At 46.7% G+C, this 19890-nt stretch carries 19 protein-coding genes; all 19 read left to right on the top strand.

Features of this window, described 5'->3' with window-relative positions:
* Window positions 1–25 precede the first annotated feature (25 nt).
* Window positions 26–331, top strand: a complete 306-nt coding sequence (gene rnpM / locus OM416_RS11140) for an RNase P modulator RnpM (RefSeq protein ID WP_017689143.1) — start codon at window positions 26–28, stop codon at window positions 329–331.
* Complete coding sequence (locus OM416_RS11135; RefSeq protein WP_017689142.1) at window positions 324–653, top strand: L7Ae/L30e/S12e/Gadd45 family ribosomal protein; 330 nt, start codon at window positions 324–326, stop codon at window positions 651–653. Before rnpM ends, OM416_RS11135 begins: the two co-directional genes overlap by 8 nt.
* The gene (infB, locus tag OM416_RS11130) at window positions 646–3231 is read left to right on the top strand and encodes a translation initiation factor IF-2 (RefSeq protein WP_264929255.1); all 2586 of its coding nucleotides are present in this window, start codon (window positions 646–648) and stop codon (window positions 3229–3231) included. The genes OM416_RS11135 and infB overlap by 8 nt, the downstream gene beginning before the upstream one ends.
* Before the next feature lie 25 nt (window positions 3232–3256).
* Entirely contained in the window at window positions 3257–3616 is a 360-nt protein-coding gene (gene rbfA, locus OM416_RS11125; RefSeq protein ID WP_264929254.1) for a 30S ribosome-binding factor RbfA, read from the top strand.
* Between the two features lie 19 nt (window positions 3617–3635).
* A complete protein-coding gene (locus OM416_RS11120; protein ID WP_264929253.1) occupies window positions 3636–4613 on the top strand; it encodes a DHH family phosphoesterase in 978 nt (325 codons plus the stop codon).
* Window positions 4607–5530, top strand: coding sequence for a tRNA pseudouridine(55) synthase TruB (gene truB, locus OM416_RS11115; protein WP_264929252.1), 924 nt, complete (start codon window positions 4607–4609; stop codon window positions 5528–5530). Before OM416_RS11120 ends, truB begins: the two co-directional genes overlap by 7 nt.
* Window positions 5531–5600: 70 nt before the next feature.
* On the top strand, window positions 5601–6539 hold the full coding sequence (locus OM416_RS11110; protein ID WP_413775775.1) for a bifunctional riboflavin kinase/FAD synthetase: 939 nt from the start codon (window positions 5601–5603) through the stop codon (window positions 6537–6539).
* A 158-nt stretch (window positions 6540–6697) separates the two neighbouring features.
* A complete protein-coding gene (gene rpsO, locus OM416_RS11105; protein ID WP_056700672.1) occupies window positions 6698–6967 on the top strand; it encodes a 30S ribosomal protein S15 in 270 nt (89 codons plus the stop codon).
* A gap of 258 nt (window positions 6968–7225) precedes the next feature.
* Entirely contained in the window at window positions 7226–9328 is a 2103-nt protein-coding gene (pnp, locus tag OM416_RS11100; RefSeq protein WP_264929249.1) for a polyribonucleotide nucleotidyltransferase, read from the top strand.
* Window positions 9329–9502: 174 nt separating this feature from the next.
* Window positions 9503–10498 carry a polysaccharide deacetylase family protein gene (locus OM416_RS11095; RefSeq protein WP_264929248.1) on the top strand — a complete coding sequence of 332 codons (996 nt, stop codon included), beginning with the start codon at window positions 9503–9505 and terminating at the stop codon, window positions 10496–10498.
* 99 nt (window positions 10499–10597) lie between these two features.
* A complete protein-coding gene (locus tag OM416_RS11090) occupies window positions 10598–11881 on the top strand; it encodes a M16 family metallopeptidase (protein WP_264929247.1) in 1284 nt (427 codons plus the stop codon).
* A complete protein-coding gene (gene dut, locus OM416_RS11085) occupies window positions 11841–12287 on the top strand; it encodes a dUTP diphosphatase (protein WP_264929246.1) in 447 nt (148 codons plus the stop codon). Before OM416_RS11090 ends, dut begins: the two co-directional genes overlap by 41 nt.
* Window positions 12288–12444: 157 nt before the next feature.
* Window positions 12445–13344, top strand: a complete 900-nt coding sequence (dpsA, locus tag OM416_RS11080) for a dipicolinate synthase subunit DpsA (RefSeq protein WP_264929245.1) — start codon at window positions 12445–12447, stop codon at window positions 13342–13344.
* Window positions 13341–13937, top strand: a complete 597-nt coding sequence (locus OM416_RS11075; RefSeq protein WP_062833836.1) for a dipicolinate synthase subunit B — start codon at window positions 13341–13343, stop codon at window positions 13935–13937. Before dpsA ends, OM416_RS11075 begins: the two co-directional genes overlap by 4 nt.
* A gap of 378 nt (window positions 13938–14315) precedes the next feature.
* Window positions 14316–15533, top strand: a complete 1218-nt coding sequence (gene dapG / locus OM416_RS11070) for an aspartate kinase (protein ID WP_264929244.1) — start codon at window positions 14316–14318, stop codon at window positions 15531–15533.
* Window positions 15534–15580: 47 nt separating this feature from the next.
* Window positions 15581–16459: a 4-hydroxy-tetrahydrodipicolinate synthase gene (dapA, locus tag OM416_RS11065; RefSeq protein WP_264929243.1), complete on the top strand. Its 879-nt coding sequence runs from the start codon at window positions 15581–15583 to the stop codon at window positions 16457–16459.
* A 477-nt stretch (window positions 16460–16936) separates the two neighbouring features.
* On the top strand, window positions 16937–18616 hold the full coding sequence (locus OM416_RS11060; RefSeq protein WP_062833839.1) for a ribonuclease J: 1680 nt from the start codon (window positions 16937–16939) through the stop codon (window positions 18614–18616).
* A gap of 213 nt (window positions 18617–18829) precedes the next feature.
* Window positions 18830–19603, top strand: coding sequence for a ClpP family protease (locus OM416_RS11055; protein WP_264929242.1), 774 nt, complete (start codon window positions 18830–18832; stop codon window positions 19601–19603).
* Window positions 19600–19830 (top strand): YlzJ-like family protein, encoded by a 231-nt coding sequence (locus OM416_RS11050; protein ID WP_036609282.1) that lies wholly within the window; start codon window positions 19600–19602, stop codon window positions 19828–19830. Before OM416_RS11055 ends, OM416_RS11050 begins: the two co-directional genes overlap by 4 nt.
* Window positions 19831–19890: the final 60 nt, after the last annotated feature.

Genomic DNA, 19890 nt, shown 5'->3' with positions numbered 1-19890 from the left:
AGTAAAGTACGGGGGGCGCTGACGTATGAAACCAAAAAAAGTGCCGCTGCGCAAATGTGTGGCATGCCAAGAAATGATGCCCAAAAAGCAGCTGATCCGCATCGTTAAAACGCCAGAGGATGAAGTGCTGATCGATTTGACTGGCAAAAAATCCGGACGTGGTGCCTATTTATGCGGCAAAGAGTCCTGTTTTAAGCTCGCACTCAAAAACCGGGCTTTGGATCGGGCGTTAAAAGGCAAAGTTTCACCTGAAATTTACGAGCAATTAGCAGCTGACTTCATTGCGGTTGAGGATGAATTCAAAGCAGCACAGGAGCGTGAACATGACTAATATTAAAACGCTGTCTTATCTGGGACTCTCTATGCGTGCAGGTAAACTTGTAACAGGTGAAGAAATTGTACTTAAAGCGATCCGTTCTTCCGAAGCTAAAATGGTTATTGTTGCGGGTGACGCCTCAGCCAATACACAAAAGAAATTTCGCGATAAATGTGGAACTTATAAGGTTCCTCTGTTGATCGGATTTGACCGGGATAGTTTGGGTTCAAGTATCGGTAAAGACACGCGTGTTGTTCTTGCAGTAACGGATCGAGGGTTTGCAAAAATGATCTCCAAGCAAGTCGGTATAATGTCGGAGGTGGAGTATATTGAGTAAACAAGAAAACAAGGATAAATTGCGAGTTTATGAATATGCGAAGTCCCTTAATATGAGTAGTAAAGAAATTATAACCATTCTTAAAAAGCTGGAAATTCCCGTAAACAATCATATGAGTGTCATGGAGAATGGTTCAGTCGGTAAGGTGGAACAATTTTTTAAAGATATAAAATCCACTGCTGCTTCGAAACAAGGCAACGATGCAAAACCAGTTGCAACTTCGGCAGTACGCAGTGACAAACCAGTGGACAGCAACAAGCCGGCCGGCGGAGTGAACACGCCGAAGAGCATTAACCCATCCGGTAGTCCCGTACAAACAAAAATACAACAGGAAAAGCAGGTAGGTATGAACAATAGACCAAATTCCAACAATAACAATGGCACCCAAAGACCCAGCGGCCAAGACAGCCGCAACAGAACGAACTCTTCCCAAGGCTCAAGCCAAGGAGGACAATCAACTAACCGTCCAAGACCAGCTCAAGGTGGACAAAGCAGTACTGCATCCCGTCCGCAAGGATCGGGTCAACGTCCGAATAACAGCGGTGGCGGTCAAGTAAGAACTTCAGGACCTAACAGCGGTGGTAATGCAGGTACTGGCGGCAACCGTAGTGGTGGCCAAGGTCAGAGCCAAGGACAAGGCCAACGTAGAAGCGGCCCAGGTGGTACTACTGGCAGCAACAACAATAGTGGTAACCGTTCGAACAGCGGTGGCGGTGGACGTCGTTATGATGACAACCGTGGCGGCAACTTCCGTGGTAACCGTGGTGGCAAAAACAACCGCAACAGAAATCAACAACAGTACCAACAACGTGAGAAAATTGATAACACACCTAAGAAAATCATCGTTCGTGGTGATATGACCGTTGGTGAAACAGCGAAGTTGCTCCATAAGGATGCTTCCGAAGTTATCAAAAAACTTATCGCTATGGGCGTTATGGCAACAATCAACCAAGAGCTTGATATCGAAACGATCCTTCTGCTTTCAGGTGAATTCGGTGTTGAGGTTGAAGTGAAGATTGTGCTTGAGGATGATCGTTTCGAGACATTGGAAGAGAATGATGATGCTGCTGACTTGCAGGCTCGTCCACCAGTAGTTACGATCATGGGTCACGTTGACCATGGTAAAACAACATTGCTGGATGCCATTCGTTCCACGAATGTAACCGGTGGCGAAGCAGGCGGAATCACGCAACATATCGGTGCATACCAAGTTGAAATCAACAATAAAAAGATCACGTTCCTGGATACTCCGGGTCACGAAGCGTTTACAGCGATGCGTGCACGTGGTGCACAGGTTACGGATATGACGATTATTGTTGTAGCAGCAGATGACGGTGTTATGCCACAAACAATTGAAGCCATTAACCATGCTAAAGCAGCTGGGCTTCCAATTATCGTTGCTGTCAATAAAATTGACAAACCGGGCGCTGATCCGGATAAAGTGAAACAAGAATTAACCAGCTATGAACTCGTTCCGGAAGAGTGGGGCGGAGATACCATCTTTGTTAATGTTTCAGCAAAACAAAGAATGGGTCTGGAAGGTCTGCTTGAAATGATTCTGCTCGTTGCAGAAGTGAACGAATACAAAGCGAACCCGGACAAACGTGCTCGTGGTACAGTGATTGAAGCCGAGCTGGATAAAGGACGTGGCCCAGTTGCCCGTATTCTCGTACAGCACGGTACATTGAAAGTCGGAGATGCTTTCGTAGCAGGTAACTGCTTCGGTCGTGTACGTGCGATGGTCAATGACAAAGGTCGCAAATTGAAAGAAGCTGGACCTTCGACACCTGTAGAAATCACAGGTTTGACTGAAGTTCCAGGTGCGGGAGATCCATTCATGGTGTTTGAAGATGAGCGCAAAGCGCGTTCCATCGCTGACAAACGTGCGATCACGCAACGTGAATCCGATCTGGGTACACATACTCGCGTAACGTTGGATGATTTGTTCCAGCACATCAAAGATGGCGAGATCAAAGATCTGAACGTAATCATCAAAGGTGACGTACAAGGTTCGGTTGAAGCATTGAAAGGTTCCCTTGCGAAGATCGAAGTTGAAGGTGTACGCGTGAAAATCATTCATAGCGGCGCTGGTGCAATCACCGAGTCCGACATCATTTTGGCTGCAGCATCCAATGCCATCGTGATTGGTTTCAACGTTCGTCCTGAAAACCAGGCGAAAGCAACTGCAGATCAAGAGCAAGTAGACATTCGTCTGCATCGCGTAATCTACAGTGTTATTGAAGAAATTGAACAAGCGATGAAAGGAATGCTTGATCCGATCTACAAAGAAAAAGTTATCGGTCATGCTGAAGTTCGTAGCACGTTCTCCATCAGTAAAGTGGGTACCATCGCTGGTTGTATGGTTACCTCGGGTAAAATTACGCGTTCTGCGGAAGCACGCCTGATTCGTGATGGTATCGTCCTTTACGAAGGTAAGCTGGATTCTCTGAAACGTTATAAAGATGATGCCAAAGAAGTAGCCCAAGGCTACGAGTGCGGTATCACACTGGATAAATACAATGATCTCAAAGAGGGCGACGTTATCGAAGCCTTCATTATGGAGACAGTACAACGATAAGCAAGGAAGCATGAGGTGAACAACAATGGCTAAGATTCGTACAGGTAGAGTGGGCGAGCAGATCAAGAAAGAATTGAGTGTGCTCATCCAGTCTGAACTGAAAGATCCACGTATCGGCTTTATTACCGTAACTGGAGTCGAAGTGACAGGAGACTTGTCGCAAGCCAAAGTTTATCTGAGTGTCTTCGGTGAACAGGAACAAAAAGATAATTCGCTCAAAGCACTGGCAAAAGCAAATGGATTTTTGCGTTCCGAGCTGGGCAAACGTATTCGATTCCGTCATGTTCCCGAGTTGATATTCAAGATCGACGAATCAATCGCCTATGGTAGCCGAATTGAGAAGCTGCTTGGCGATATTGGTTCTGACAAGAACGAATCCCAGTAACAGAATAGAGGAGACGGCAATGCACACTTATGAACAGGCGCTCCAGGCCGGAAAGCAATTTCTGCTGGAGCATGATGATTACCTGGTCGTGTCGCATGTACAGCCGGACGGTGACGCAGTCAGCTCGACGGTAACGGTGGGCTGGCTGCTGTCATGTCTGGGCAAGACATTCACGATGATTAATGAAGGCGAAATTCCACAACGGATGCAATTTTTGTGGGAAGCCGGAAACATTGTGAACATGACCGAACAACCACCGCAGCGCAAATATAAGGCTGTTATCTGTGTGGATTGTGCAGACTTTGCCAGAGTAGGCTTAACGCGTCATTATTTCGAAGAAGATGCTGTTATTTTGAATATTGATCATCACCCTACGAATGACGCTTATGGTACAGTCAACATCATTAAGTCCGATGCTGCTGCAACGGCTGAAATTTTGTTCGATTTTCTTAATCTGTTCCAAGTAGCATGGGATAAGGATGTTGCGACGGCAGTCTATACAGGATTGCTTACGGACACAGGTGGGTTCCGCTATGCCAATACGAGTCCAAATGTAATGACAACGGCCTCCAAATTGCTTGAACATGGCGTGGATGGACCATATCTCGCCCAGACCTTGTTGGAGCAGGTGACTCTTCCACAAGTTCGGATTTTGAATCAAGCACTATCGAGCCTGAAGATGACTGATGATGGCAAGATAGCCTGGGTTGTTATAACACCAGATGATATGGCAGCTTGCGGAGCAGCTAATGAAGATCTTGAAGGGGTAGTGAACTATCCGCGCAACATTCAGGGCGTGGAAGTTGGTATCTTTTTCAAAGTCATCAACGAGAATGCCGTCAAGGTTTCTCTGCGTTCGGCTGGCAAGATTGATGTTGCTGCATTAGCACAGACCTTTGGCGGAGGCGGGCATGTACTCGCAGCCGGATGTCGTCTGGAAGGCAGACTTGAAGATATTGTCGCAAAAGTACTGAAGCAGGTGAATTCACAATGGTAAAGCCATTTGAAGGTGTACTTCCGGTATATAAACCGGCGGGATTTACTTCTCATGATGTTGTAGCCAAAATGCGTCGCATTCTCAAGATGAAGCGCATTGGGCATACTGGCACACTGGATCCACAAGTTACAGGCGTTTTGCCGCTCTGTCTTGGACGGGCGACACGCGTGGTGGAGTATATGCAGGAGCTTCCAAAGGAATATCTGGCTACGCTTAGATTGGGACTGTCTACTGACACAGAGGATATGACCGGGGAAGTCATTGAGCGGGCTGAAACGACTGTGGAAGTAACACAGGAACAGGTTCAACAGGTGCTTGAGCAGTTCCTGGGCACGATCTCTCAGGTGCCACCTATGTATTCTGCTGTAAAGGTAGACGGTAAACGTCTCTATGAGCTTGCTCGTGAAGGAAAAACGGTAGAGCGTAAGAGCCGTGAGGTAACAATCTATGAGCTTGAGCTTACAGGGATTGAGACTCAGGGTGAGACCACCGATATATCCTTCCGGGCCTTGTGTTCAAAAGGTACCTATATTCGGACGTTGTGTGTAGACATCGGCCGACAACTCGGATATCCATCGACCATGGTTCGATTGGAACGTACAATATCAGCAGGCATCTCTGCAGATCATTGTCTTCGTATTGAAGAAGTGGAACAACTTATGGCCGATGGGACTTTGGCGGAGGCGCTGATTCCTGTTGATGAGGCTATTGCTTCGATTCCAGCTCACAAGGTTGGAGAAGAACAGGCCAAAGGAGCACTTCAAGGTCAGAAACTGTCTGCACGTCTTCTGGAACCGCCTGTGGAGCAACCTGGTCTACTTCGGTTGTATGCTCAGGATGGTACGTTTCTGGGGATATTTGAACGGGATGAATTAAAACCAACGGTAAGGGCAGTTAAAGTCTTTTTGCCGGAATAAAGAGGTCTCGGGCTTGGAGCTGTGGTGATGCTCAAGCTTGGCCTATCAAGTGAAATGCAGGTGAATGATTGTGAAAACCGTAATGCTAACCTATCCGCAGACGTTACATTCGACTGAGCTGAGCACACTTCCCCAAGTGCTCGCGATTGGTCAATTCGACGGACTGCATCTCGGACATGCAAGTGTCATTTTATCAGCTGTCCGCATTGCGCGGGAAACGGGCATGCAGGCAGCGGTCATGACCTTTCATCCACATCCGAAGGAAGTTATGCGCAAAGGGGATTACGAGGGTTATCTAACTCCCTTGAGAGATAAAGAAGACATCTTGGCAGGAATGGGCGTTGATGTGCTCTATGTGGTGGAGTTCAATGAAGACTTCTCACGGTTGACGCCACAACAATTCGTGCATGATCTGTTGATCCCTCTTCACACACGAACAGCGGTGGTTGGTTTTGACTTCCGTTTCGGTCACAAGGGTGCAGGAGATGAGCAGCTTCTTCGTACATTGGGAGAAGGAGAAATGACGGTGGAGACCGTTCCTCCTTTCCTGTTAAATGGTGAAAAAGTGAGCAGTTCTCTCATTCGTGGCCTTTTGAAGCGTGGGGAGATGGATGAGGCCAGTCAATGGCTTGGCCGACCTTACAGCATCAGAGGAACTGTCATTCACGGTGAGAAGCGTGGACGAACCATTGGATTTCCGACAGCCAACCTTGAACTCATGGATCATTACGTTACACCGTCGAAGGGTGTTTACGCTGTTCGTGTGCAGCATGGCGAACAGGAACTGCATGGCGTAATGAATCTCGGTGTGAAACCTACGTTTCACGAAAGCGGGATGAAACCTACGTTTGAAGTGCACCTTCTTGATTTTGATGGACAATTGTATGACCAGGAACTAAAGGTTGAGCTCGTTCACTACATTCGTGCAGAGCGCAAGTTTGACTCGATTGATGCATTAATTAGCCAGATTCGTGAAGATGCATTGACTGCCGGCCGCCTGTTATCTTAAGGTTCAGTATTAAATGCATGTTTACATTTACTTTGACTGGGCAATTATGATATACTGTACTACGTTGTCGATTGAGACAACAATAACCTTGGCTTGGTTGCTTGCTCTCACCGGCGGTGACGAGGCTAATGGCGATTATATTGAAGGAGGTGAACAGGATGGCATTGACTCAAGAACGTAAACAACAACTGATCGACGAGCACAAAACTCACGAGTCCGATACAGGATCTCCAGAGGTGCAAGTTGCTATCCTTACGGAAAACATCAGAAGTTTGACAGACCACTTGCGTACGCATAAGAAAGACCACCACTCACGTCGTGGACTTTTGAAAATGGTAGGTCAACGTCGTAAGCTTTTGGCTTACGTGAAAAACAAAGATGTTAAACGTTACAGCGCACTGATCGAAAAACTCGGATTGCGTCGTTAATTATCGTACATGTTTTCAAAACCAACCTGGCTGTTATCCGTCATTCTTTTGTCTAAAAGGACAAGCGGAACCTACAGCCGGGTTGTTTTGTAGATGAACATGTTGCCATATATTTGTAGATGGGGCTCCGTGAGGAGCTTTTGTTGTGCAGATTAGCATGTTGCAAGATGATACATAGCTAATGAATGCAGGACAAGCAGGAAATACTGTGAATATGCAGAATCCATTGAATTAGGAACGAATAAAAGGAGGGGTTTCATGGAACAGCGTGTTGAAATGCAGCTTGGTGGAAGAAAGCTTACGCTTGAGACCGGGCGTTTGGCCAAGCAGGCTAATGCTGCCGTTAAGGTAACATACGGGGATACCGTTGTATTGTGTACCGTGACAGCATCAAGTGAACCGAAAGATCTGGACTTTTTCCCATTAACGGTGAACTATGAAGAAAGATTGTACGCCGTAGGTAAAATCCCGGGTGGATTTATTAAACGTGAAGGCAGACCGAGTGAGAAAGCCATTCTTTCAAGTCGTCTGACAGACCGTCCAATTCGTCCATTGTTCCCGGAAGGCTTCCGGAATGATGTACAAGTTCTGAATATCGTTATGAGTGTGGACCAAGACTGTGAACCACAAATTGCTGCAATGATCGGTACATCAGCTGCACTGAGCATCTCGGATGTCCCATTCAGCGGACCGATTGGTGGCGTGAAGGTTGGACGTATTAATGGTGAGTTCATCATTAATCCAACGATTGCACAGCTTGAAGTTAGTGATATTGAACTGGTCGTTGCAGGAACCAAGGATGCCATCATGATGGTTGAGGCCGAAGCAAACGAAGTGCCGGAAGAAGTGATGCTCGAAGCAATCATGTTTGGACATGATGAGATCCAAAATATTATTGCTGTAATCGAACAACTCGTTCAAGTTGCCGGTAAAGAAAAAATGGCTGTTAAGTTGCGTACCGTTAATGCTGAAGTTAACAGCAGTGTGCGTGAATTCGCCAGCGCTCGTCTGGTCGAAGCGGTTAAAATCGCCGAGAAGCATGCTCGTCAAGATGCAATCGATGTAGTGAATGACGAAACCGTTGCTCACTTTGAAGAGAAATATATTGAAAGTCCGGAATTGTTCAAAGACGTGAAGGAAGTTCTTCACGATATCGTCAAAGAAGAAGTGCGCCGTTTGATTACGCATGATAAAGTTCGTCCGGATGGACGTGGACTTGATGAAATTCGCCCAATTGAATGTGATACATCTCTGCTGCCACGTGCACATGGTACAGGACTGTTTACGCGCGGTCAAACGCAAGCTCTAAGCGTTTGTACACTTGGTGCACTGGGTGATGTTCAGATTTTGGACGGAATCAGTCTTGAAGAAACGAAACGATTCATGCATCACTATAACTTCCCACCATTCAGCGTAGGTGAAGCTCGTCCATTGCGTGCTCCAGGCCGTCGTGAAATCGGACATGGTGCTTTGGGTGAACGTGCTCTTTCCAAAGTAATCCCTTCCGAAACGGATTTCCCATACACGATTCGTTTGGTATCTGAAGTTCTGGAATCCAACGGATCATCATCTCAGGCAAGTATATGTGCCAGCACTTTGGCGATGATGGATGCAGGTGTTCCAATCAAAGCTCCGGTTGCAGGTGTGGCTATGGGTCTGATCAAAGATGGTGATCATGTATCGATTCTGAGTGATATTCAGGGTATGGAAGATCACCTGGGTGACATGGACTTCAAGGTAGCAGGAACACCAGAAGGCGTAACCGCGATTCAAATGGACATCAAAATTGCTGGTATTAATCGTCAAATTTTGTCTGATGCATTGGCGCAAGCCAAAGAAGGTCGTATGCACATTTTGGGCAAAATGAACGAGATTTTGAAAACTCCACGTGAGCAGTTATCACAATATGCGCCTAAAATTACAACGATGCATATCAATCCGGACAAAATCCGTGATGTGATCGGTGCAGGCGGTAAAATCATCAATAAAATCATCGAAGAAACCGGTGTTAAAATTGATATTGAACAGGATGGACGTGTCTTTATCGCTTCTTCCAACCAGGAGATGAATGATAAAGCTAAATCGATCATCGAAGGTATTGTGCGTGAAGTACTGGTCGGCGAGATTTATGTCGGCAAAGTAAAACGTGTTGAGAAATTCGGTGCATTCGTTGAAGTACTTCCGAACAAAGAAGGTCTGGTACACATTTCACAACTTTCAACAGAACGTGTTGCTAAAGTGGAAGATGTTGTAGCCATTGGTGATTCCATTACGGTAAAAGTAACGGAAATTGACCCACAAGGTCGAATCAACTTGTCCCGCAAAGCAGTTTTGACTGCTGAAGCTCCGGCTCAATCCTAGGATACCGAAGCGACAGGTTATAAATGGATAGATTGAATGAAGAGACAGAATGTGAATTTCTGGCTCTTTTTTTAACGTTTAAATATAATAAGCATGAATGGAACCATGGCTTCTATTCATATTTTCGCCCTTGTCCTCATATGATGGGGACAAAGACGGCGGGAGGATGGAGCTGTGGGAAACCAATCCAAAAAACTGGCGGCTGTTCTGGCGGGTGTGACTGCGGTCATATTGATCGGACAAGTTGGCAGTGTACGTACATACATTACGGAGATCCGTGATGGGCCAGGTACGCAGAATGCTTTTGACATGTTCAAGGAGGCGACTGGCGAGGATGCGCTGTTGTCGGCGATTCGGGATAAAGCGAATGAAACAAAAATTGCTCCGGTGAATGCCCGAGTGGATCGGGTATGGAAAGCCATTCCTGGCTATAATGGCATGGAGATTGATGTGGAAGCAACATACCGTAAGGCACTGAGTGGAACGTTGAACACCAAGATAGCGTATGTCTACCGTCAGATTCAGCCGGAGATCCAGCTTAAGGATTTGGGTGCACATCCGATCTATCGGGGGAATGCGAACAAACCGATGGTTTCTTTTATGATCAATGTGGCCTGGGGGAACGAATATATTATACCGATGCTTGATACGCTGGATGCCGAGAAAGTGAAGGCCACTTTTTTTCTGGATGGAAGCTGGTTAAGTAAAAACGTTGAGCTTGCCAAGGAAATTCAGAAACGTGGGCATGAGTTGTCCAATCATGCGTATTCTCACCCTAATATGAGTCGATTGAGCGCAGAGCGGGCCAAGCTGGAAATTAGCAAAACTCAAGATCTGCTCCATAAAACACTCGGTGTGGAAAATCGTTGGTTTGCTCCGCCTTCCGGTGACTTTAATCAGAAGACTGTAGACATTGCTTCATCCATGGGACTGCAAACCGTGTTATGGACAGTAGATACTGTGGATTGGCGTAAGCCAAGCTCAGATGCCGTTGTTGCCAAAATTGCGAAAAATACCGAGGCAGGCACGTTGATTCTAATGCACCCTACAGCTGCTTCTTCAGGAGCTTTGAAGGGTATGATTCAATCCATACGGGCCAAAGGCCTCGGGCTCGGAACCGTAAGTGAAACGTTGTCTTCGGAACGTGTAAATGCGTCTGCGGTTGAGTGAACGTGTTTTTTTTGTTAATATCAAAAAGTTGGAACCAAATGTCGATTTCAATTTCAAGGTTGAGATCAAGGCAATTATAGAGATGTAGGAGGGCCAACCATGAAAAAAATTCAGCTGGGCAATGGCCTCAGAGTTGTCATGGAACAGATACCGACCTGCCGTTCTGTGTCTTTCGGAATATGGGTCAAGACAGGTTCGCGCAATGAGCAACCTGCGAGTAACGGAGTATCACATTTTATTGAGCACATGCTGTTCAAGGGAACAGATCGTTATGATGCGAAGGCGATTGCGGAGCAGTTCGATGCGATCGGTGGTAACGTGAATGCGTTCACTTCCAAAGAATACACATGTTATTATGCTAAAGTGTTGGATGAACATTTGCCGATTGCGGTAGATGTGTTGTCCGATATGTTTTTCCGCTCCAAAATGGATGATGGTGAATTGATCAAGGAGAAAAACGTCATTCTGGAAGAAATCTCGATGTATGAAGATACGCCTGATGATATGGTTCATGATCTGATGGCCTTGGCCGCCTATGGTGAGCATCCACTCGCATACCCAATCCTGGGTACGGAAGAACGTCTCAAAGCGATGGATTCCAGCCATCTGCGTGCATATATGAAGGAGCACTACACGATTGAGAACACGGTTATTAGTATCGCAGGTAATATTGATGACAGTGTAATCGATCTGATGGAGAAGCATTTTGGTGCTTTTGATGTAAATGGAGTAACTGAAGCCGTCACGATGCCGGCATTCCAAAGCGGACAGCTCTTTCACAAAAAGAAAACAGAACAGAATCATATCTGTATCTCGTTCCCGGGCTGTAAAATCGGAGATCCGCTTCAGTTTGCCATGGTTGTTCTGAATAACGCCATTGGTGGAGGCATGAGCTCCAGACTGTTTCAGGAAATTCGTGAGAAACGGGGTCTTGCGTACTCCGTGTACTCCTATCATAGCTCTCATGCGGATAGTGGACTTTTCACGATATACGCGGGTACAGCTCCGAAACAGACAAAAGAAGTGCTTGACCTGACTAAAGAGGTTATGCGCGACCTGGCTGTAAACGGCCTGTCTGAAGATGAACTTCGTAAAGGAAAAGAACAGCTGAAGGGCAGCCTGATTCTGAGCTTGGAGAGCACAGGCAGTCGCATGAATCGTTTGGGCAAAAACGAGCTGATGCTGGGCAGACACCATACGCTGGACGAGATGATCACCAAGATTGAGCAAGTGACGATGAACGATATTAACGCGGTACTTGATCTGATGTTTGCTGAGCCGTTTGCCCTTGCTATGGTTGGCGCTTCAGATAAGACGATCGCTGGATTGAGAAGGGATGATTTTGTTGCATTACGTTCAAATACAGAAACTGCCGGGCAATGAAGATATTAAGTTGCCACAAAAAATGTCGGAGCTGGCATCCGGCTTTGATGTAGTAGCTGCACTTCAGGAAGATGTTGTCCTGCAACCGGGACAGCGCACGCTGATTCCAACCGGACTTGCGATGGCAATGCCAGCTGGATTGGAAGCACAGATCCGTCCTCGGAGCGGACTGGCTTTCAAACATGGGATTACCTGCCTCAACACACCGGGTACTATCGATGCGGATTATCGCGGAGAAGTTAAAGTGCTGTTGATTAATCAGGGTCAGGAACCGTTCACGATTGTACGGGGAGAGCGCATCGCACAGATCGTCTTCCAGACCGTGCCTGCGGTTGAATTGACGGAAGTGAATGAACTTTCGGAAACGGTACGTGGCGAAGGCGGATTCGGTCATACCGGGAAATAATCAGCGTAAATATACCGATTCTTTAGAGTCGTCCCTGACAGGGGCGGCTCTTTTTTGCATTCGAGAAAGAGACGGTAGAATGCAATTATTGTTTTCACCCCCCTGTGGGCCCCTGCATACGATAAGGCATACATGTGGTGAAAGGAGTGACGTCCCGATGCTGACCGGAGTCCGGATTGTAGTCCTGGGCGGAGATGCGCGGCAGCTTGAAGTCATTCAAAAGTGCGCTGAGCTGGATGCAACGGTAAGTGTAGTGGGTTTCGATAAAATGGAGCGTTCCATTCCGGGTATTGAACACCAGGAACTGGAGGACGAAGTGTTTGCTTCGGCAGATGTACTGGTACTGCCTGTCGTCGGTTGCGATGATCAGGGTAAAGTTAGTACTTCGTTCAGTGACACGCCAATCTATTTGAAAAAGGAACATGTTGCAGCATTGCCGGAGCATTGCATTGTGTTCACAGGTATGGCGAAGCCGTTCCTGCGTGAACTTTGTCTAGATAACGGGCTGAGACTTGTTGAAGTACTTGATCGTGATGATATTGCACTTTACAACTCTATTCCAACAGCTGAGGGAGCCATCGCCATAGCTATTCGGGAGACGGACTTCACAATCCATGGTTCGAAATGCATCGTGCTTGGCATCGGTCGAACAGGGTTCACCATGGCCAAAACATTGCAGGGACTTGGAGCCAATGTACGGGTAGGGATCAGGCGGGAAGAGGATGTTGCTCGCGCGACTATAATGGGCTGGAAGCCTTTTATGACAACGGATTTGGCCGCTCAAACCGGGGAAGTTGACTTGCTTTTTAATACGATACCGACTATGATAATCACAGCACAAATCCTGTCCAGAATGCCGCAAAAGGCTGTCATTATCGACCTCGCATCCGCTCCTGGCGGCTGTGATTTCAGGTATGCCGACAAACGCGGTATCAAAGCGCTACTTGCGCCTGGCCTCCCCGGCATTGTTGCTCCCAAAACGGCTGGCGGCATAATTGCCGACGCGTTGATCCGTTTGCTTTTGGAAGAACAGAACGCTCGGGAGGTTAAATCATGAACTGGCAGGGAAAAACGGTAGGTTATGCAATTACGGGTTCTCATTGTACGTTTGAAGAGGTTATGCCGGTAATTAGCCGCTTCGTGGCTGAAGGTGCCAACGTCATTCCGATTATTTCCAATTCGGTACTGACGACGGATACACGCTTCGGTACAGCGCAAAATTGGCAAAAACAGTTGAAAGATATAACAGGTAATGATATCATTTCTACAATTGTTGAAGCGGAGCCATTAGGGCCTTCCAAGCTGCTTGATGTGCTGGTTATAGCTCCATGCACAGGGAATACCACAAGCAAGCTGGCTAATGCGATGACCGACAGTCCAGTGCTAATGGCAGCCAAAGCGCAGATGCGCAATCAGCGTCCGCTCGTGCTCGCCATTTCCACGAATGACGGTCTGGGCTTGAATGCTGCGAATATCGCCAAATTGCTCGTGGCCAAATACTTGTATTTTGTGCCATTTGGGCAGGACGATCCAGTGAAAAAACCAAACTCGTTAGTCGCCAAAATGGAATTGATTCCAGAGGCTTGCTGGAGTGCTCTTGAGGGCAAACAGCTGCAGCCGATGATTGTGGAGCGTTCTTCACAGGCTTGATGGAACAATGATTCGGTGACAACGTTTATGCGCTTGGAGAAATGAAGAAGGGTTCGAAAGACAAAGAAAATCATGGGGGACGATATGCTGGCTTAAACAGCTGATTGTGTCCACGTTTCTGTCTATAAGGGCATTCCTGCTTGCCAACAGTAAAGGTTAAGCAAGCGGGAGAGGTCTAATGTGAATGTATGCGTCATGATCTCGATAACAACCGCGACCTTTGATTTGCGATTGTCCCAGACAATCACAAAAACAAGGAGCGGCATGGAATGCCGTATAAATTGCTGAAATTATCGCATCAGAACGCTCCCTAGGGTGATCCATTTGTTGATTTGACCCGTGTCCAGTCTTCTTGCGTACACAAATGGAGGAATAAAGATGCGTATCATGGTACAGAAATTCGGAGGCACGTCTCTCTCCACTGTTCAGGCGAGAGAGCATGTGCTCCGTCACGTTAAACGTGAACTTGAGGCAGGATTGAGTCTGGTCATCGTGGTGTCTGCGATGGGGCGCCGCGGCGAGCCATATGCGACTGATACGTTGCTGGACTGGGCTGCACAGAACGGAAACGCACTATCCGCACGCGAAAAGGATTTACTGCTGTGCTGTGGTGAAATCATATCTGCGACGACTTTGAGCAGTTTGCTCGAACATGAAGGCATTCCAACTACAGTGCTGACCGGTGCACAAGCAGGTTTTGTGACGGACGACAATTTCGGGAATGCCCGGATATTGGATGTCCGTCCTGTTCGTGTGTTGGAGCAGCTTCAGCTTGGCCGGGTTGTTATTGTAACCGGATTCCAAGGTCAGACGGAGAACGGAGACTTCACGACACTGGGTCGTGGGGGAAGTGATACGTCTGCAACAGCTCTCGGTGCAGCATTACGTGCCGAAATGGTGGATATCTACACGGATGTGAACGGAATTCTCACTGCAGATCCACGGATTGTTGAGGATGCACGTCCACTGACTGTTGTGAGTTATGCAGAGATCTGTAACATGGCCCACCACGGGGCCAAGGTAATTCATCCACGTGCGGTTGAGATTGCCATGCAATCCCAGATACCTGTACGGGTAAGATCTACTTTTGCAGACACGGAAGGAACGCTCGTTACGCATCCGGAAGGATTTCATGATGTGCAGACAGGCATTGTTGACCGTTATGTAACAGGTATCGCCTATGTGAGCAATGTAACGCAAATTACGGTGGATGTACCTGGTGGTGCAGATCGATTGCAACTAAAAGTATTTAAAACCATGGCTGAGAATTCGATCAGCGTTGATTTTATTAATGTTACCCCCTCGGGAGTTGTCTATACGGTTTTTGACAGTGATTCCGAGAAAGCCATACATGTATTACAGGAGATAGGCCTCAAGCCACAAAGCCTGTCCGGTTGTGCCAAAGTTTCCGTCATTGGCGGAGGCATTAATGGTGTACCTGGAATTATGGCTCGCATCGTCGAGTCCTTGACCCTGGCAGACATTCAGATCCTGCAATCGGCAGATTCGAATACAACGATCTGGGTACTCGTAAAAAAAGAAGATATGGTTCAGGCCCTGAGGGCACTTCACGCCTCATTCGAACTTCATTTGTAAGCAACTGAAGTTAGAGGAGCCAAACCTGTTTTGAAGGAGGAATCGAATTGGACTTTGGAAGATTGATTACAGCAATGGTCACTCCGTTCAATGAACAAGGAGAGATTCATTGGGAGGAAACGGCACGTCTAATCGACTATCTGATTATAGATCAAAAGTCGGAGACACTCGTGGTTTCCGGAACAACAGGGGAGTCTCCAACACTTAGTGATACTGAGAAAGTTCAATTATTCGAATTTGCAGTGAAACATGCGGCCGGTCGGTGCAAGATTATAGCCGGAACGGGAAGCAACAACACGGCACATTCCATCCATTTGACACAGGAAGCTGAACGTGCCGGAGTGGATGGCATATTGCTGGTTGTTCCGTATTACAACAAACCGAGTCAAGAAGGTTTGTTCAAACATTTTGAAGCTATTGCGGGCTCAACCAAGCTGCCTGTTATGCTCTACAACGTGCCTGGGCGTACAGTAACCAGTCTGTCAGCCGCTACAACACTTCGTCTGGCTCAGATTCCTAACATCGTAGCCACGAAGGAATGTGCGTCTATGGAGCAGGTTACGCTGATTGCAGCAAGTGCTCCGGAGAATTTCAGAGTCTATTCCGGTGATGATGCTTCAGGCTTGCCAGCGATTGCAGTTGGTGCTCATGGGATCGTCAGCGTGGCGAGTCATGTCGTAGGGGCAGAAATGAAGAAAATGATCGATGCCTTCTATGGCGGCGCGCCTGTTCAAGCTGCTCAGATTCATCAGCAGCTCTTCCCGGTGTTTAAAGGTCTGTTTGAGTGTCCACAGCCTCTACCAAACCCGGTAGCGGTGAAATATGCGCTGACATTGCGTGGTTTGAACGTTGGCTCTGTGCGCTTGCCCCTTATTCCGCCAACGGAAGAGGAGCAGGTCTACATCAAAGGTCTGCTTAATTTGTAATCATTTAGGTTGCATATGGAACTATTTTATTAATCATGAGAATTTCCATCAGATCAGCAAAAGAACCGCTCCTCTTCTTCGAGGTTGCGGTTCTTTTTTTGACGAGTAATGTGAGGTTTCTTTTTCATTGCTAAGGGGAAACCTACAGGTTAACGAGAGAGTGACTTGTTTTTTTTGTTTTTAATCATGTATAATGATGTCAAGTGACTGGGTGCGGTATTTTTTTGAAATTGAAAGCGACATCGTTTCGTGGTGTAGCTTTGCGGTGAAAAAGGAAGGAACGGCTAAGAGGAGATTTCAAATCCAACTTGTTGGTGTAAGGGATTAACTTCGAAGAACTTCTTCCAGATATCGTGAATAAAGGTGTTCTTTTGCATTCATCCCGATAGATGGGTATGTAATGTATGGACTACTTTTCTTAACTTACAATAAATAATAAGGTACGACGTCCAACTACCATAGGAGGTTTAGATTCATTTGTCTAAGAAAAATAATAACGATAAACTGATGATTTTTGCATTGGGCGGCGTAGGCGAGATTGGTAAAAATATGTACGTCATCCAATACGCTAACGACATTGTAGTCGTAGATGCTGGTCTTAAATTCCCTGAAGAAGATATGCTTGGTATTGATATTGTCATCCCTGACATTTCTTACCTGACTGAGAACCGTGACAAAGTAAGAGGAATTATCCTTACTCACGGACATGAGGATCACATTGGTGGTTTGCCTTATGTTCTCAAACATCTGAATGTTCCTGTATACGGAACAAGACTTACGCTTGGACTTGTAGAAAACAAGTTGAAAGAAGCAAACTTGCTGGGTGAAACAAAACGTATTCTGATTGATGCAGACTCCGAGATTCAACTTGGAACTGCATTGAAAGCATCGTTCTTCGCTACTAACCATAGTATTCCGGATTCCGTTGGTGTATGTGTCGAAACACCGGAAGGTGCAGTTGTTCACACAGGTGACTTCAAATTTGACCACACTCCAGTCAATGGTCAATATGCAGATCTTCAGCGTATGGCACAGATCGGAACGAATGGCGTACTTGCTTTGTTGTCCGACAGTACGAATGCTGAGAAACCTGGATTCACACCATCGGAGAAAAATGTGGGTATCGTTTTGGAAGATATCTTCCGTAAAGCAAGCCAACGCGTTGTTGTAGCTACATTTGCTTCCAACGTACACCGTATCCAACAGGTGATCAACGCAGCAGAAGTAACTGGACGTAAAGTTGCAGTTATCGGACGTAGCATGGTCAACGTGGTCGGTATTGCTTCGGAACTGGGTTACCTTGAGATTCCGGATGGCATGATCATTGAACCCGAAGAAGTAGGCAAGATGGCTGCTGATCGTGTCGTGATTCTCTGCACAGGAAGCCAAGGCGAGCCAATGTCAGCACTGACACGTATGGCTCGTTCCACGCACCGTAAAGTGGACATCCTGCCAGGAGACACCGTTATTATCGCAGCAACACCGGTTCCAGGTAATGAAAAATATGTAGGCCGTACGATTGATGAACTGTTCCGTCTGGGCGCTAACGTGCATTACAGCGGTGCTAACAGTGGTGTTCACGTATCTGGTCACGGTAGCCAGGAAGAGCTCAAACTGATGCTCAACCTGATGAAACCGAAATTCTTCTTACCGATTCACGGTGAATTCCGTATGCAGCGTCGCCACGCGGTTCTTGCTGAATCTGTAGGGGTAGAACCTGAAAACATTTTCATCACGGATATCGGTGAAGTGATTGAAATTCAAGGTGGAGCAGCACGTAGAGCTGGTAAAGTTACTGCAGGTAACGTGTTGATCGACGGCTTGGGTGTAGGCGATGTGGGTAATATTGTACTTCGTGACCGCAAATTGCTGTCACAAGATGGTATCCTTGTTGTTGTGGTAACACTGAGCAAACAGGATGGAAAAATTGTTTCCGGTCCTGACATCATCTCTCGCGGATTTGTGTATGTACGCGAATCGGAAGGGCTACTGGATGAGGCCAACCGGATTGTTAGCAGCACATTGCAGAAGTTGATGAGTGAGAACGTTAACGAGTGGGCTTCACTCAAAACGAATGTTAAAGATGCACTGGGACGCTTCCTGTATGAGCAAACTCGTCGTAGACCGATGATTTTGCCAATCATTATGGAAGTTTAAAATAGCTAAAACAAAAACATATATTTAGGCACACAGTCGCCCCTTCTCTACGAGTAATATTGGACGGTTCCTCGTAGAGAAGGGGCTTTTTTTGCGTTTTTCTGGGAGAACGTCAATATGTGAATCAATTTGATGTGTCGGGTATAAGGCGGTTGGAAAAATCCCCATACTAAGGAAATACATTAAATGTTTCTGGGGAAGGGGATTAATGAAATGAATGAACGTATGAATGGCAAGCAGGCGTCAAAATCCAATCAGCCTGAGGTTGAAGCACCGGAGATCCCGATACAAGAGGACAAGGATATCTCTCCTGTTACGGAGACTATTCAGCAATTTGGGCAGACACAGTCGCCAGCAGGTGAATCGAACATTTTCTGTATGACCATTATCGGACAGGTGGAAGGGCATTTAATTTTGCCACCACAAAATAAAACAACAAAGTATGAGCATATCATTCCACAGCTAGTAGCCGCAGAACAGAATCAGCGTATTGAAGGTATTCTGATCATTTTGAACACGGTAGGTGGCGATGTAGAAGCGGGTCTGGCCATTGCAGAGATGATTGCTTCCCTGAGCAAACCTACGGTGACTGTGGTCATTGGTGGAGGGCATAGCATTGGAGTACCGATTGCGGTAGCTTCAACGTATTCCTTGATTGCCGGAAGTGCAACGATGACGATCCATCCCATCCGTATGAACGGCCTTGTCATTGGTGTACCTCAGACGTTTGAGTATATGGAGAAAATGCAGGAACGGGTTGTACGATTCGTGACTTCTCATTCGAATATCTCTGAAGAGATGTTCAAAGAACTGATGTTTAAGACCGGTGAGTTGAATCGGGATATTGGTACAGCTGTAGGAAGCGCAGATGCAGTGAAACATGGATTAATGGATGCAGTAGGCGGGATTGGACAGGCTATTGCTCAGTTAAATCAGCTCATAGGAGACAAGAGACAGACCCTGCAGGCGGGAGGTTATACCCAATGACACTATACACCGTGATGCCTCCTGAACAACTCTGGTCGGGAATGTGGAAAGAGGGCGAAGATACGAGGGAGATCAAAATGAATGGTTTGTTAATGCAGGTGAGGCCTGTGAATGACAATGAAGCCGTTATTGTTCGTTTACTGGATTGTCCGCTTGAAGCCTATCTCAATCCTGCCAATATGCCGGGTTCGACCATTCCGCTTTCAGGTAACTTGGGATCAGCATAACGCGACGAATTCAGACAAATTGAGCAGAAAAAGAACATATGTACGGAATATATTTGTATG

Origin of the sequence: Paenibacillus sp. LS1 (assembly GCF_026013365.1) — a bacterium.
Classification (GTDB): Bacteria; Bacillota; Bacilli; order Paenibacillales; family Paenibacillaceae; genus Paenibacillus.
This window is presented reverse-complemented; position numbering and strand designations above follow the sequence as displayed.